Here is a 17,491-nt window from a genome sequence, read left to right as displayed (position 1 = left end):
GTGCTGCGTACGCTCTGGGTGTCGACATCGACCCGCACCGGCAAGGTGTTGATGAAGATGCCCAGCGCCCGGTCAGTCGCTTCGGCACCTTGCAGACGGCCCATCAACACTGTGCCGAACACCACTCGTTGCTTGCCGGCAAGCGTGGCCAGCACCTGCGCCCAGGCCAGGTGGAACAGACTGGCCGCGCTCACACCGAGCTGCCGCGCCTGCCCCCGCAGGCGTTGGCCCAATGCTGACTCCACCGGCACGCTCAACTCGGTGATGCCGTGCCCGTCGCCCTGCACATCCTGCAAACCAAACGGCAAGGTCGGCTCGTCGATATCACCGAGCATGTCGCGGAAGAACGCCTCGTGCTCGGTTTCGCTGACACCCAGCCGCGCCTGCGCCACGTAGTCACGAAACGCGACCGGCCGGCCCAGCAGATCACCCTGCCCCATGAGGAACGCGCGCATCTCATGGCGCACCACATCGAGCGCCGAGTGATCCAGCGCCATGTGATGGAACAGCAGCGTCGCGACGACTCGTTGCCCGGCTTCGTCCCAGGCATGGGCCAGACGCATCATCGGCGCCCGGCCCACGTCCATGCGGAATTCCCGGGCATCGAAACGCTCGTGCAAGTACGCCAGCGCATCGCCTTCGGCATCGATCTCTTCCACCGGCAATTCGGCGTGACGCCAGACTACTTGCTGCGGCGTATCCAGCCCCTCCCAGACCACCGCCGTACGGAGGATGTCGTGGCGATCGATCACGGCCTGCAAAGCCTGAACGAAAGCGTTCAAACGCCCGCGATCGGCAAAGGCGAAATGCGCCTGCATCACGTAAGGATCGCCCTGCGTGGCGCTGACGTGGTGGTAAAGAATGCCTTCCTGCAACGGCGCCAGCGGGTAGATGTCCTGCACATTGGCCGCACCGCCCGGCACGTCGGCAACCAGGCGGTCGATGGTTGTTTGATCGAGTTCGGCCAGGGGCAGCATCGCCGGGGTGATGCGCGTGGTTCCCGGGGCAATGCCATTGGCCGGCACGTCGACCTGACCGCTCTTGGTCGCTGAATATTGCCCGGCCTTGATCAGTTCGATCAGCGCCGGCTTGTGCTCGCGCAACAGCGCCAGCACCGCCGGATCGCTCAGCGCCTGTTTGTTGCCCTGTACGCGCAACTGGTCGTCGGTGACCGCCAACTGGATATCTTTAGCCTTGAGTGTTGCCAACAGTTCGATCACGTTCACAGGACGATCTCCATTCTTTCCGTAATTGCGGCGTAACCGGCCAGGGTCGGTTGTTCGAACAACGCCCTGACTTCGGCTTCCATGCCTTCCTGACGTAACCGGCCGATCAGACTGACCGCCAGCAATGAGTGCCCGCCCAGTTCAAAAAAGTTGTCGTGCCGCCCTACCCGTTCCACGTTGAGCAGTTCGGCCCAGAGGCCTGCGAGGAGAATTTCCACCTCCCCGACCGGGGCTTCGTATTCGCGGGTGATGACCGAGGCCAGATCCGGTGCGGGCAAGGCCTTGCGGTCGAGCTTGCCGTTCGGACTGAGCGGCAAAGCATCGAGGTGCATGAACACCGCCGGCACCATGTAATCCGGCAAATGTTCCAGCAGGTGACCGCGCAGCACGTCGATTTCCAGTCGGGCGCCGGTGTAATAGGCGACCAGGCGTTTGTCTCCCGGCACGTCCTCGCGGGCCAGCACCGCCGCTTCCTGCACGCCACCGATGTCGGTCAGGCGGGACTGGATTTCACCCAGCTCGATACGCAGGCCACGGATCTTCACCTGATCGTCGTTGCGGCCGAGGTATTCGATGTTGCCGTCGGTCAGATAGCGGGCGACGTCGCCGGTGCGGTACATCCGGCCGTTGGGCTGGAACGGATCGTTGAGGAAACGCTCGGCGCTCAGCTCTGGGCGATTCAGATAACCGCGCGCCACTTGCACGCCGCCGATGTACAGCTCGCCGACCACGCCTTGTGGCACCGGTTGCTGCTGGGCATCGAGGATGTACATGCGGGTGTTGGCGATTGGTTTGCCAATCGGCGTGTTGTCCGGGGTGGTGTCGATTGGCCCGGCGCAATCCCAGGCCGTAACGTCCACTGCCGCTTCGGTCGGGCCGTATAGGTTATGCAAACCACTGTTCGGCAATTGCTGCTTGAAGCGCCGCACCAGACTGCCCGGCAACGCTTCACCGCTGCACATCACCTGACGCAAACCGTTGCAACGGCTGGTGTCGCCGTGGGCAAGGAATACGTCGAGCATCGACGGCACGAAGTGCAGCGTGGTGATGCGTTCGCGCTCGATCACTTCACTCAGGTACAGCGGATCCTTGTGCCCGCCCGGACGAGCCATCACCAGTCGGGCGCCAGTCATCAATGGCCAGAAGAATTCCCAGACCGAAACGTCGAAGCTGAACGGCGTCTTTTGCAGCACTGAATCTTCAGCCGTCAGGCGATAAGCGTCCTGCATCCACAGCAAGCGGTTGACCACCCCGCTGTGCTCGTTGATCACGCCTTTCGGTTGACCGGTAGAGCCGGAGGTGTAGATCACGTAGGCCGTGTGTTGCGGAGTCAATCCATCGACCGAAGGGTTATCGGCCGACAACGATTGCCAGGTGTCGTGATCCAGATCGACCACCGGCACCGCGACCTCACCCAACAACCCGCGAGTCGAACCCTGCACCAACACCGCCGACGGTGCGCTGTCCTCCAGCATGTACGCCAGACGCTCCAGCGGATACGCCGGATCCAGCGGCACATAACCACCGCCAGCCTTCAAAATGGCCAGCAACCCGACCACCATCTCCAGCCCGCGCTCGACACAGATCGCCACCCGCGCATCCGGGCCAACACCCAAACCGCGCAAGTGATGCGCCAAACGGTTGGCCCGAGCGTTCAGCTCGGCATAACTCAGTCGCTGTTCGCCTGAGAGCACCGCCACAGCCTGCGGCGACCGCAACACCTGCGCCTCAAACAAACCATGGATGCTTTGCTGAAGGTCATAACCAACATCGGTCGCATTGAAGTCGAACAACAGCCGCCGCCGCTCTGCTCTCTCAAGAATCGGCAAGCGATTCATCGCCTGCGTCGGCGCCTGCTCCAGCGCCTCCACCAACGCCATCAACGCCGTTTGCATGTAACCGCAAATCCGCTGTGCGCCGATGTCCGCCGGCACCATGGCAATCAGCGAGAAACCGTTGCCCAGGTCATCAACGTTCAGGCTCAGCGGGTAGTTGGTGCGCTCTTCACTGCTCAGGGTCTCGATGCCTTGCCAGGCCTGAACCACGCTGTCCGCATGCTCTGCGCCGTGGCTGTGTCGATAGTTGAGCATCGCGCTGAACAACGGCGACGGCGCCGCGATCCCGCTGCAACGCTGGGCCAGTGCCAGCGAAGCGTGTTCGTGCCCCAGCAACGCAGTGAGACGCTGATGCGTCGCCTTGACCGCTTCGCGCACCGGGGTCTCGCCCAAATCGACCCGCAACGGCAAGGTGTTGATGAACATGCCCAGCGCACGGTCGGCGCCCTGGCCGCCCTGCATCCGGCCCATCAGCACCGTGCCGAACACCACGTTGTCCTGCCCAGAGGTCGCTGCCAGTACCTGGGCCCAGGCAAGGTGGAACAGGCTGGCCACGCTGATGCCCATCTGCCGCGCCTGACTGCGCAGGCGCAGGTTCAGGCCGCTGTCGAGTACCTGCTGCACTTCCTCGATGCCGCGTCCGTCGCCGCGCACATCGCGCAGGCTGAACGGCAGGGTCGGCTCGTCGATGTCGCCGAGCATGTCGCGGAAAAACGCTTCATGCTCCTGCTCGGTGACGCCCAGCCGCGCCTGCGCCACGTAATTGCGATACGGCACCGCCGCCGGCAACGGCTCATCGGCACCGCGCAAGTACCCCTGCATTTCGTGGCGCACCACTTCCAGCGCGGTGTGGTCGAGCACGATGTGATGGAACAGCAGCATCGCCACCACCCGGCCACGGGCCGGATCGCGGGCATACACCAGACGCAGCAACGGTGCCTGGGCGATATCGAGGCGGTAATGCCGGGCATCGAACCGGGCATGCAACTGTTCAAGGATGTCGCCGGCCGCAGGATCCAACACGACCTCCTGCACCACCAGTTCAGCCTTACGCCACACGACCTGCACCGGCACGCTCAAACCTTCCCACACCACACCCGTACGCAGCACGTCATGGCGGTCGATGACGTGTTGCAACGCTGCGCTGAAACGCTGCAGACGTTCAAGACTGTCAAACGCCAGCCGCGATTGCAGCAGGTAGGGATCGCCCTCTCCCGCGCTCAAGTGGTGGTAAAGAATGCCTTCCTGCAACGGCGCCAGCGGATAGATATCCTGCACGTTGGCTGCACCGCCCGGCACGCTGGACACGACGCGCTCGATGGCGGCCTGATCCAGCGACACCAGCGTCAGCATGTCCGGGGTAATGCGTGTGCAACCAGCCGCGATGCGATTGGCCGGCACCTCGATTTCCCGCCCGCTGCCCACGGCGGCGGCCAGTGCGGCCAGGGTCGGCTGACTGAATAGCACGCGCACATCGGTGCTCAGGCCGATCTGACGCATGCGTTCAATCAGGCTCACCGCCAGCAGCGAGTGCCCGCCCAGTTCGAAGAAGTGATCGTGACGTCCGACACGCTCGACTTTCAGCACCTCGGCCCACAACCGGGCCAGGGCGATTTCGGTCTCGCCGACGGGAGGCTCGTATTCACGCACCAGCACCGATTCGGCACCGGGGGCCGGCAGCGCCTTGCGATCCACCTTGCCGTTGGGGCTCAGCGGCAGGCTGTCGAGCGCGACGAATGCCGACGGCACCATGTAGTCCGGCAAGCGTGCGAGCAAATGTTCGCGCAACGCCTCGATTCCCGGCTTCCCTACTTCGGCGTGCCAGGTGAAGTACGCCACCAGACGTTCCTCACGCACCAGCACCACAGCTTCGCGCAGCGCCGGATGGCTCAGCAGCTGTGCTTCGATTTCACCCGGCTCCAGACGCAGGCCACGCAGCTTGACCTGGAAGTCGTTGCGCCCGATGAATTCGAGCTGACCATCGGCGCGGTAGCGCACCAGGTCGCCCGTGGCGTACAAACGGTCACCCTCCACGAACGGGCTCGGGATAAACCGTTCGGCCATCAACTGCGGCAGACCCAGATAGCCACGCGCAACCCCGGCACCGCCAATGAACAACTGACCGATGACGCCCATCGGCACCGGCCGTTCGGCAGCGTCGAGTATGTACACGCGGGTGTTGTTGATCGGCCGTCCGATCGGCAACGCGCTGTCCGGCACCGGCATCGACGGTTCCAGCGTCCACACCGTGCTGTCGACCGTGGCTTCGGTCGGGCCGTAAACGTTGTGCAAGCGCACTTGCGGCAAACGCTCGCGCACAAGACGAGCCAGCGCCGGCGTCAGGTCGCCGCCGCCACAGAACACATCGGTGAGACTGCTGCACTGGCTGACATCGTTCTGTTCGAGGAACTGTTGCAACAGCACCGGCACGAACTGGATCACGCTGATCCGTTGTTCGCGAATCACCTGCGCCAGATACGCCGGCTCGCGGTGTCCGTCAGGACGCGCCAGCACCAGCCGCAAACCGGCGCTCAACGGCCAGAACAGCTCCCAGACCGAGGCATCGAAACTGAACGGGGTTTTCTGCAACAGGGCGCCGTCCATCACGGCGGGACACAGTTGCGAACTCCAGTGCAGCAAATTGCCGACGCCGCGATGCTCGACCATCACGCCTTTCGGCGCACCGGTCGAACCGGAGGTGTAGATCACGTAGGCCAGGTTCGAAGCGTTCAGGTTCGGTACTTGCGGGTTGTCCTCCGGATTGAATGTCCAGTGATCCTGGTCCAGATCGATCACCAGTGCAGTGCTCTCGCCCAGCAACTCACGCGTCGCCCCATGAACCAGCACCGCTATCGGCGCGCTGTCCTTGAGCATGTAATCCAGACGTTCCGCCGGATACGCCGGGTCCAGCGGCACATAGGCACCGCCCGCCTTGAGGATGCCGAGCAGACCGACCATCAGCTCCAGCCCGCGCTCGACACAGATCGCCACCCGCGAATCCGGCCCCACGCCCAGTTCGCGCAGGTGATGGGCCAGACGGTTGGCCTGTGCGTTGAGTTCGGCGTAAGTCAGCCGCTGCTCACCGGCCTGCAACGCAACGGCTTGCGGCGTGCGTTGTACCTGTGCCTCGAACAGCCCGTGAACGGTTTGCTCCAGATGGTCTGCGGTGCCGGTGACGTTAAGGTCGTACAGAACCTGCTGACGCTCTGCGCCTTCAAGGATCGGCAAGCGGTTCAGCGGCTGATCCGGTGCCTGCTCCAGAGCATCCGCCAGTGCCTCCAGTGCGGTCTGCATGTAGTCGCAGATCCGCTGCGAACCGATGCTCGCCGGGGTCATGGCAGTGAGCACAAAACCGCTGCCCAGATCATCGACACCCAGGCTCAATGGATAGTTGGTGCGTTCTTCGCTGCTCAGGGTCTCGATGCCTTGCCAGGCCTGACGCACGCTGTGCTGTTGCGCCTCGTCGGCGCTGTGCCGGTAGTTGAGCATCGAACTGAACAGCGGCGACGGCGCAGCCACACCACTGCAACGCTGGGCCAGCGCCAGTGAAGCGTGTTCATGACCGAGCAAAACACTCAGACGCGCATGCGTCGCCCGAGCCCCTTCACGCACCGAGGTTTCACCGAGATCGACCCGCAGCGGCAAGGTGTTGATGAACATCCCCAACGCCCGGTCGGCACCCTCGCCGCCCTGCATCCGGCCCATCAGCACCGTACCGAACACCACCCGCTCCTGCCCGGACGTCGCCGCCAGCACCTGCGCCCACGCGAGGTGGAACAGGCTGGCCACGCTGATGCCCAGTTGTCGCGCGAGGCTGCGCAGACGCTGACCGGTCACTTGGGTCAGGGCCTGTCGCGTTTCCTCGATATCGCTACCGTCACCTTGCACATCCTGCAAACCGAACGCCAGGGTCGGCTCGTCGATGTCGCCGAGCATGTCGCGGAAGAACGCTTCGTGCTCCTGCTCGCTGACACCCAGCCGCGCCTGCGCCACGTAGTTGCGGTAAGGCACGGCGGCACCCAGCGAAGCTTCATGCCCTTGCAGGCAGGCGAGCATTTCGTGCTGCACCACGTCCAGCGCGGTGTGATCGAGCACCACATGGTGGAACAGCAACATCGCAACCACCCGATCGTGAGCCGGATCACGGGCATACACCAGACGCAGCAACGGCGCCTGACTGATGTCGAGGCGGTAGTGACGGGCATCGAAACGCTCGTGCAACTGCTCGAGGACGTCGCCATCCGCCGGATCGAGCACGATCTCCTGCACCGGCAGCTCGACCTGACGCCAGACCACTTGCATCGGCTCGGCCAGTTCCTGCCAGATAACCGCCGTGCGCAGGATGTCGTGACGGGAAATGACCTGGCGCAGCGCTGCCGCGAACGCTTCCACACGCTCGACGCTATCGAAGGCCAGCCGCGATTGCAGCAGGTACGGATCGCCCTGCTCCGCGCTCAAGTGGTGGTAAAGAATGCCTTCCTGCAACGGCGCCAGCGGATAAATGTCCTGCACGTTGGCGGCGCCGCCGGGCACCGTGGCAACGATCCGGTCGATGCTCGGCTGATCCAGTTCGGTCAGGCTCAGCAGGTCCGGGGTGATATGGGCGCAATCAGCAGGAATGCGGTTGGCCGGCACTTCGATTTCGCGACCGCTGCCCACCGCCGCGGCCAGTGCAGCCAGTGTTGGCTGGCTGAACAGCACGCGCACGTCGGTGTTCAGGCCGATCTGGCGCAAGCGTTCGATCAGGCTCACGGCCAGCAGCGAATGGCCGCCCAGTTCGAAGAAGTTGTCGTGGCGACCAACTTTTTCCAGCTTCAGGACATCGGCCCAGATCTGCGCCAGCGCAGCTTCCACCGGGCTTTGCGGTGCTTCGTATTCGCGGCTGAGCCATGCGTTCTGATCCGGTTCCGGCAAGGCCTTGCGGTCGAGTTTGCCGTTGGCGGTCAGCGGCAAGGCGTCGAGTCGCACGTAAGCCGCCGGGATCAGGGCTTGCGGCAGAAGCGTTTGCAGATGATTGCGCAGGGCTTCGATATCGGCAGGCGCACGCTCGGTGAACCACACCAGCAACTGCCCGTCGCGTACCAGCGCCACTGCGTCCTGCACCGCCGGATGACTGGCCAGCGCCGCTTCGATTTCTCCCAGTTCAACCCGCACGCCACGCAGTTTCACCTGATCGTCGTTGCGGCCCAGATATTCGATGTTGCCGTCTGCCAACCAGCGTGCGAGGTCGCCGGTGCGGTACATCCGCGCCTGCGGCTGGTCGCTGAACGGGTCGGTGAGAAAGCGTTCGGCGGTCAGATCGGGACGGTTCAGATAACCCCGGGCCACGCCAGCGCCGGCGACGTACAACTCGCCCGTCACACCCACGGGCACAGGACGCTGCTGGTCATCGAGCAGATAGATTCGGGCGTTGGCCATCGGCCGGCCAATGTGCAGCGGCTGACCGACTTCGACCGGGCCGGACGTCGCGACCACTGTGGCTTCGGTCGGGCCATAGTTGTTGATCACCGCGAAAGTCTGTTCGCGTTTGAATTGGCGCAGCTTGTCACCACCGATCAGCAAGGTGCGCAGAGTCGGATGTTGCAATTCGCGGCTGAACGCATATTCGGCCACTGGAGTCGGCAGAAAACTGACTTGCAACGGCTGCGCCTGCCACCAGTCGAGCAGTTCGTCGAGATGCTCGTTGCTCACCGATTCCGGCGGCAGGTGCAACGTCGCGCCGACGCACAGCGCCGGCCAGACTTCCCAGGCCATCGCATCAAAACCGAAACCGGCCACGCTGGCGGTGTGGCTGCCAGCGCGCAGGTCGAAGGCTTCAGCGTGCCAGTGCACGAGGTTTTCCAAAGTCGCATGCTCGACCATCACGCCTTTCGGCTCGCCGGTGGAGCCCGAGGTGTAGATCACATACGCCAGGTGCGCCGGGGTCAGGTAAGGCAGTTTCGGGTTGCTGTCGGGCAAGTGTTGCCAGGCGTCACTGTCCAGATCGATCACCGGCATCATGCCCAGCAGATCCCGGGTCGAGGCCTGTGCGAGTACGGCCACCGGATCGCTGTCCTGCAACAGGTAGGCGATGCGCTCCGCCGGATGCGCCGGGTCCACCGGCACATAACCAGCGCCGGCCTTGAGAATCGCCAGCAACCCGACCAGCATCTGCGGGCCACGACGCACGCAGAGCGCGACGCGGTCGTCCGGTTGCACGCCGAGGCCGATCAGGTGATGGGCCAGTCGGTTGGCAAGCTGATTGAGCTGCCCGTAGGTCAGCTGTTGCGCACCTTGAATCACCGCGAGGGCATTCGGGTTGCGCTCGGCCTGAACCTCGACCAGTGCGTGAATCGTCGCGCCACGGGGATAGGCCGTGACCGGTGGATTGAAGCCGTCGACCAGACGCTCCAGCTCCGCAGTCGAAAGGATCGGTAAACGGTTCAGTGGTTTTTGCGGTGTTTGCTCCAGCGCCTGCACCAGTTGCTCCAGAGCTGTGTGCATGTAACTGCAAATCCGTTGCGCGCCGATCTGGCTGACCGCCAGAACCGACAAGGCAAAGCCTTCGCCCAAATCGTCCACGCTCAGGGTCAGCGGGTAGTTGGTGCGCTCTTCACCGCCGAGTTTCTGCACGCCCTCCCAGATGCCCTGCCCGTTCTGCGACGACTGCGCAGGAGCGCTGTGACGGTAGTTGAACAAGGCACTGAACAGCGGCGACGACGCGGCGACACCACTGCAACGCTGGGCCAGTGCCAGCGAAGCATGTTCATGCCCGAGCAACGCGGTCAGCCGTGCGTGGGTCGCCTTGACTCCTTCCCGCGCGCGGGCGCCAATATCGATGCGCAGCGGCAAGGTGTTGATGAACACCCCCAGCGCCCGGTCGGCACCATCGCCCCCTTGCATCCGCCCCATCATCACGGTGCCGAACACTACATCGCGACGGTTCGACAGCACGCCCAGCACTTGCGCCCAGGCCAGGTGCACCAGGCTGGCCGCGCTCACGCCCAGTTGCCGCGCCTGTTCACGCAAGCGCCCATTGAGCTCCGCGGCCACCGGTTGCAGCGCTTCCTCGACGCCGTGACCGTCGCCCTGCACGTCCCGCAGACCGAGTGGCAGGGTCGGCTCGTCGATGTCGCCGAGCATTTCGCGGAAGAACGCTTCGTGTTCCTGCTCGCTGAGCCCCAGGCGTGCCTGGGCCACGTAGTTTCGATAAGGGATCGGCACGGAAAGGTTTTCGACCTCACCGAACATCACACCGCGCATTTCCTCGACGATCACTTCCAGCGCGGTGTGATCGAGGATCAGGTGATGGGACAGCAGGATCGCCACCACGCGCTGCTGCTTCGGATCTTCGGCATACACCATGCGCAGCAGCGGCGCCTGGCTGATGTCGAGGCGGTAGTGACGGGCATCGAAACGCTCGTGCAACTGCTCGAGGATGTCGCCCTGCGCCGGGTCCAGCGTTACGTGCTGCACCACCAGTTCGGCATGACGCCACACCACTTGATGAGGGTTCGCCAGACCTTCGTGGACAACGCTGGTGCGCAGGATGTCGTGGCGTGCGACGACCTGCTGCAAGGTGTCAGTGAAGGTGCGCAAGCGCTCGACGCTGTCGAAGGCCAGCCGCGATTGCAGCAGGTACGGGTCGCCCTGCTCCGCGCTCAAGTGGTGATAAAGGATGCCTTCCTGCAACGGCGCCAGCGGATAGATTTCCTGCACGTTGGCAGCGCCGCCCGGCACGGTGGCGACGATCCGGTCGATGCTGGCCTGATCCAGCTCGGTCAGACTCAGCAGGTCCGGGGTGATGTGGGTGCAATCAGCAGGAATGCGGTTGGCGGGCACTTCGATTTCGCGACCGCTGCCCACCGCTGCTGCCAATGCGGCCAGGGTTGGTTGACTGAAGAGCACACGCACGTCGGTGCTCAGGCCGATCCGGCGCAGGCGCTCGATCAGGCTCACCGCCAGCAGCGAATGGCCGCCCAGTTCGAAGAAGTTGTCGTGGCGACCGACCTTTTCCAGCTTCAGGACATCGGCCCAGATCTGCGCTAGCGCGGTTTCCACCGGGCCTTGCGGGGCTTCGTATTCGCGGCTGAGCCAGGCGCTCGGGTCCGGCAGCGGCAAGGCTTTGCGGTCGACCTTGCCGTTGTTGTTCAGCGGCAAGGCGTTGAGCTGCACCCAGGCCGAGGGCACCATGTATTCCGGCAGGCGCGCTTGCAATTGTTCGCGCAGGCTGGCGCTGTCCACGCCCTCTTCGGCGGTGAAATACGCCACGAGGCGCAACGGTTCCTGGCCGTCCTGACGGGCCAGTACGATGGCTTCCTTGACCCCTTCGCAGTTCAGCAGACGATTTTCGATTTCGCCGAGTTCGATGCGGAAGCCGCGGATTTTCACCTGATCGTCGTTACGGCCGATGCATTCCAGTTGGCCCGGTGCGAGCCAGCGCGCGAGGTCGCCGGTGCGGTACAGCAGCGCTCCCGGCTGATCGCCGAACGGGTCTTGCAGGAATTTCTCGGCGGTCAGCTCCGGGCGATTCAAATAGCCCAGCGCCACGCCTTGCCCGCCGATGTACAGCTCGCCGGTCACGCCCATCGGTACGGGTTGCTGACGGGCGTCGAGCACGTAGACCTGGGTGTTGGAGATCGGGCCGCCGATTGGCACGCTGTCGGCGGTTTCTGCCACTTCGCGCACTTCGAAGGTTGTGGCGTAGGTGGTGGTTTCGGTCGGGCCGTAGCAGTGGACGATGCGCAGGTCCGGCGCCTCGGCGAGCAAGCGGCGGAAGGCGGCCGGATCGGCACGCTCACCGCCGCACAGCACGATGCGCAAGCCCTTCAGCGCCTCGGGAATCAGTTGCACGTACTGGTTGAACAGCGCGGTGGTGACGAACAGGATCGTGACGCCCGAAGCCGCCAACGCCTGTCCGAATGCGTGCGGATGAAGCAAAGTCGCATGGTCGATGACCACCACTCGCCCGCCGTTCAGCAGCGGCCCCCAGACGTCCATCGTGCTGGCATCGAACGCCGGGTTGGAGGCAAAAGCCACGCGATCCTGCGCATTGAAATCGGCGTAACCGTTGCTGATCACCAGTCGACCAATCGCCCGGTGCGGCACCATCACACCCTTCGGCCTGCCGGTGGAACCGGAGGTGTACATGATGTAGGCCACGGATTCGGAAGACTGCGGCAAGTCCGGGTTACGCGTCGGTTGCGCGTCAAGATGAAGCGTCTCCAGATCAATCCGGCGCACCGCGTAATCAACCGTTTCAGTGCTCAAGGTCAACAGCGCTTTCGCCGAGCTGTCCTCAACCATGAACGCCTGTCGCTCGGCCGGCGCGTTGATATCCAGCGGCACATAAGCCGCCGCGCACTTGCCGATGGCCAGTTGCGCGACCAGCAGATCCAGCGAACGCGGCAGCAGAATCGCCACATGATCACCCGGTTGCACGCACTGCCCGATCAGAAAGTGGGCCAGTCGGTTGGCCCGTTGATTCAGCTCGTCATAGGTCAACGCCACGTTGCCATGCACCGCCGCCACCGCTTGCGGATGCAGTTTCACTTGTTGTTCAAACAGACCATGAACCGTCGAACCCGACGGATAATCCCGCTGGGTAGCATTGAACCCGACCAGCAACTCCCGACGCTCATCCGGCGGCAAAATCGACAACTGATCCACACCCAGTTGCGGCGTCTGCTCCAGCGCCTGCACCAGACTGTCGAAGGCAATATTGATGTACTCGCAAATTCGCGCGCCATCGATGCCCGGCACCGCTTGCACACTCAGACGCAAACCTTCGCCAAGGTCATCGACGCTGACTACCAGCGGATAGTTGCTGCGCTCGCGGGATCTGAGCAATTCAATGCCGTCCAGAGTCAAGCCGGCAGCCTGCGGTGCGCTGTGGCGATAGTTGAGCAACGTGCCGAACAGCGGCAGCGAACCGGAAACCCCGCTGCATCGTTGGGCCAGCGCCAGTGACGCTTGCTCATGCGCGAGCAATTGCGCCAGCCGTTCATGGGTGGCGAGCACGCTGTCGCGCACCGCCGTGGCGGTCACGCTGACCCGCAGCGGCAAGGTGTTGATGAACAGGCCCAACGCCCGGTCAGCGCCCTCGCCGCCCTGCATCCGGCCCAGCAGCACCGTGCCGAACACCACCTCGTCCCGGCCGCTGATCTGCGCCAGCACCTGAGCCCAGGCCTGGTGCGCCAGACTTGCCACGCTGATGCCGAGCCGCCGCGCCTGTTCGCGCAGACGCAAGGCCAGTGCGGTGTCCAGGGTGAGTTGGCTATCGACCACCGCGCTGCCGTCGCCGTGCACGTCCTGCACGCCGAACGCCAGAGTCGGCTCGTCGATGTCGCCGAGCATGTCGCGGAAAAATCCTTCGTGTGCTTCGACATCCGCGCCAAGCCGAGCCTGTGCGACGTAGTTGCGATACTGCACCGGGGTCGCCAGTTCGGCGGCGTGGCCGTGCAGCACGCTGTTCATCTCGCTGACCAACACTTCCAGCGCGGTGTGATCAAGCATCAGGTGGTGCATCAGCAGGATGCCGACCCAGCGTTGTTGCTGCGGATCCTCGGTGTAGGCAAAGCGCATCATCGGTGCGCGGCCCAGATTCAGACGGTAGTGACGCGGGTCGAAACGCGCCTGCATCTGTTGCAGCACGTCGCCTTCCAGTGCCTGGTGATCTACTCGTTCAAGCGCCAGCGGCGCCGCACGCCAGACCACTTGCACCGGTTCTTCGAGGCCTTCCCAGACCACGCTGGAACGCAGGATGTCGTGGCGCGCGATCACCACGTTGACGGCGCGCACAAAGGCCTTGATCGACTTGATCCCGTCAAACACGAATTGCGCCTGCAACACGTAAGGATCGCCCGCCGTTGCCGCCATGTGGTGATACAGAATCCCCGCCTGCAACGGCGCCAGCGGATAGATGTCCTGCACATTGGCGACGCCACCGGGGACGCTTTCCACCACCCGATCGATGCCGGCCTGATCCAGTGAGGCCAGGGGCAGCATGTCTGGTGTGATCTGTTGGCAGTCAGGACTGATGCGATTGACCGGCACTTGAACGCCGGACGACGCGCCCAGGCTTGCCGCCAGTTCTGCCACGGTTGGCCGGCCGAACAGGACCCGCACATCGCAGCTCAATTCCTGCTGGCGCATGCGCTCGACCAGTTTCACCGCTAGCAAGGAGTGACCGCCCAGTTCGAAGAAATTGTCATGGCGCCCGACCTGCTCGACGTTCAGCAGTGTCTGCCAGATCCCGGCAATGCGACATTCCACATCACCGACCGGCGCCTCATACCCGCGCAGCAAATGGCCGCTTTGATCCGGTGCCGGCAAGGCCTTGCGATCGAGCTTGCCGTTGGGGCTCAGGGGCATGGCGTCGAGATGGACGAACGCCGTTGGCACCATGTAATCCGGCAACTGCTCCAGCAGATGGCTGCGCAGTTCGCCGATCTCCAGCGGTTCACCGGTGTAGTACGCCACCAGCCGAGGATCGCCGGCCACGTCTTCGCGCACCAGCACTTCGGCCGTGAGCACGGTGTCGAGTTGAATCAGCCGCGCCTGGATTTCCCCGAGTTCGATACGCAAGCCGCGAATCTTTACCTGATCGTCATTGCGACCGAGGTATTCAAGGTTGCCGTCGGCCCGGTAGCGGCAAAGGTCACCCGTGCCGTACAGCCGCGCGTTCGGCTGATCGCTGAACGGATCGTCGAGGAAGCGTTCGGCGGTGAGCGACGCAAGGTTCAAATAACCCCGCGCCACTTGCACCCCGCCGATGTACAGCTCACCGGCCACGCCCAGCGGCAGTGGTTGCAGTTGTTCATCGAGAATATACAAACGGGTGTTGCTGACTGGCCGGCCGATGGGCAACAGCGCCTCTGGCACCGGCATCGATGGCTCCAGCGTCCACACCGTGCAGTCGACGGTGGTTTCGGTCGGGCCGTAGACGTTGTGCAAGCGAACCTGCGGCAGACGCTCGCGCACCTGGCGGGCCAGCTCTGGCGTCAACTCGCCGCCACCACAAAAAACATCCGTGAGGCTGATGCATTGGCTGACGTCTTCCACGTCGAGGAACTGTTGCAGCAACGCCGGGACGAACTGGATCACGCTGATGCGCTGCTCGCGCACCACTTGCGTCAGATACGCCGGTTCGAAGTGCGCATCGGGGCGCGCCAGCACCAGACGCAGGCCGGCCGTCAGCGGCCAGAACAGCTCCCAGACCGAGGCGTCGAAACTGTAAGGGGTTTTCTGCAACAGGGCGCCGTCCGCCACGGGCGGGCAAACCTGCGAGCTCCAATGAAGCAGATTACTCAGACCCCGGTGCTCGACCATCACCCCTTTCGGCGTGCCGGTGGAGCCGGAGGTGTAGATCACGTAGGCCAGGTTCGAAGCGTTCAGGCCCGGCACCTGAGGATTGTGCTCGGGATAGCCCTGCCAATGGTCCTGATCGAAATCGAGCAGCGGCACGCCGCTCGCTTCGAACATCGCCCGGGTCGCGGCGTGCGCCAGCAGCGCCATCGGCGCGCTGTCCTTGAGCATGTAGTTCAGGCGTTCCGCCGGGTAGGCGGGATCCAGCGGCACATAAGCGCCGCCGGCCTTGAGAATGCCCAGCAGGCCGATCACCAGTTCAGGTCCACGCTCGACGCAGATCGCCACCGGCGTATCCGGCCCGACACCCAACTCGCGCAATCGGTGAGCCAGGCGATTGGCCCGCACATTGAGTTCAACATACGTCAGTGACTGCGCGCCGGACTGCAACGCGATGGCCTGCGGCGTGCGCTCGACCTGAGCCTCGAACAGACGGTGAATGGTCTGCTCCAGATCGAGATCGACGCGGCTGTCATTGAAGCCCACCAGCAATTGCTGACGCTCGTGCGCCGGCAAAATCGGCAACTGGTTGATCAGCGTCGCGGGCGACTGCTTCAAGGCATCGAGCAAGGCGCTGAGCGCAGTTTCCACGTAACCGCAAACCCGTTCGGCACCGATGCCGCTCGGGGCAATGGCGGACAACCGGAAACCACTGCCCAGATCATCGACGCTCAGGGTCAGTGGATAGTTGGTTGGTTCCTTGCCACTCAAGACCTGGACGCCGGGGGCCAGTTCGATCACCTCGGCAACGTCACCGACAGCACTGTGACGGTAATTGAGCATGGCGCTGAACAACGGCGTCTGCGCACTCAACGCGCTGCAACGCTGGGCCAGCGCCAGCGACGCCTGTTCATGGGCGAGCAAGGCGCTCAGCCGACGGTGCGTGGCGAGCACGCCGTCGTAGACGCTTTGCGCACCGACATCGACCCGCAACGGCAAGGTGTTGATGAACATGCCCAGCGCCTGCTCGCCGCCGTCGCCCGCCTCCATCCGCCCCAGCAACACCGTGCCGAACACCACCGAGGTGCGCCCGGACAACTGGCCCAACACCCGCGCCAGCGCCAGGTGCATCAGGCTCGCCACGCTAACGCCGAGTTGCCGCGCTTGCGTGCGCAGTCGCAGGTTCAGTACGTCGCTGAGCGTCAGCTGCGCGTCTTCGAAGTCCTGTCCGCCGCCCTGAACATCCTGCAAGCCCCACGGCAACGTCGGCTCGTCGATATCGCCGAGCATCTCGCGGAAGAACGCTTCGTGGGCCTCTTCATCGAGCGCCATACGCGCCCGCGCCAGGTGATTGCGAAACGGCACCGCCGGCGCCACCAGCTCGGTCTGCCCTTGCAGCCAGGCCTGGATTTCCCGGCGCACCACGTCCAGCGCCACGTGGTCGATGATCATGTGATGGAACAGCAGCAGCGCGACGATCCGTCCCTGCGCCGGATCCCGTGCGTACACCAGACGCAGCAGCGGCGCCTGTTGCAGATCGAGGCGCAAATGACGGGCATCAAAGCGCGCCTGCAACTGACTGAACACATCCGTGGAGGTGTCGAGCTGCACCTCTTCGCAGACCAGTGGCGCCTGGCGCCAGACCACTTGCACCGGCTCGTCCAGGCGCTCCCAGACAAACGAGGTACGCAGAATGTCGTGACGGTCGATCACCCATTGCAACGCCTGGGCAAACGCGTCGAGGCGCTGGTGATTGTCGAAGGTGAATTGCGCCTGTTGCACATACAGATCGCCTTCGCCGGCCGCGAGGTGCAGATACAGCATGCCTTCCTGCAGCGGCGCCAGCGGATAAATGTCCTGCACATTCGCCACGCCACCCGGCACGGTGGCGACAATGCGGTCGATGGCCGGCTGATCCAGTTGCACCAGCGGCAGCATGTCCGGGGTGATGCGCAGCGCCGGGCTCGACCAGTCGCCGCCGTGGCTCGCCACCATCTCCAGCAACTGCGCCTTGTGCTTGGCGAGGCTGTCCCACAACGCGTCGTCCAGCGCGTCGTCGTTGCCCAGAATGACCAGGTCTTCATCGTCCTGTTGAAGGCGGATCGCATGGGTGGAAATAACAGCCATCAGCTCGCGAAATTGCAT

At 63.9% G+C, this 17,491-nt stretch carries 2 protein-coding genes (1 of these 2 only partly in view); both read right to left on the bottom strand.

Translation table 11 applies throughout. The annotated features are described in order from the left end of the window. On the bottom strand, window positions 1-1,226 hold the start of the coding sequence (locus AC1Q9F_RS18065; protein ID WP_492620535.1) for an amino acid adenylation domain-containing protein. It extends 13,423 nt beyond the left edge of the window; only the first 1,226 of its 14,649 coding nucleotides appear in the window; the start codon lies at window positions 1,224-1,226; its stop codon lies off the left edge, out of view. After that, window positions 1,223-17,491 (bottom strand): amino acid adenylation domain-containing protein, encoded by a 16,269-nt coding sequence (locus tag AC1Q9F_RS18060; RefSeq protein WP_492620534.1) that lies wholly within the window; start codon window positions 17,489-17,491, stop codon window positions 1,223-1,225. The genes AC1Q9F_RS18065 and AC1Q9F_RS18060 overlap by 4 nt, the downstream gene beginning before the upstream one ends.

The sequence above is a fragment of the Pseudomonas sp. GW823-FHT04A03 genome, from assembly GCF_058796615.1.
This window is presented reverse-complemented; position numbering and strand designations above follow the sequence as displayed.